This window comes from Pseudoalteromonas sp. 19-MNA-CIBAN-0066 (genome assembly GCF_040308705.1).
Lineage (GTDB): Bacteria > Pseudomonadota > Gammaproteobacteria > Enterobacterales > Alteromonadaceae > Pseudoalteromonas > Pseudoalteromonas nigrifaciens.
Genome location: NZ_JBEONZ010000412.1, coordinates 1 through 237 on the forward strand (window position 1 = coordinate 1; position 237 = coordinate 237).

1 pseudogene is annotated in these 237 nt (G+C 35.4%); it reads left to right on the top strand.

From position 1 onward, the window contains the following. Positions 1–218: pseudogene (locus tag AAEZ18_RS19635) on the top strand (2Fe-2S iron-sulfur cluster-binding protein); the annotation flags it as partial. Positions 219–237 lie beyond the last annotated feature (19 nt).

Genomic DNA, 237 nt, shown 5'->3' on the forward strand with positions numbered 1-237 from the left:
CTTATATTCCTACTCTTTCTAATCCTTCAGAAGAATGGCAAGGGCACTCAGGCTATGTTCAAAAAGTACTTCTGCCGTATATGAACCAAAAATCAGAACTGCTTTTGGCTGAGTTTTACTTGTGCGGTCCAGAAGCAATGATGAGTGAAGTGGAAAAAATAATTACAGATGCTGGGATTCCAAGTAATCAAATTTTCAAAGATAAATTTAGTCGTTAATCCATTAAATAAATAGAGG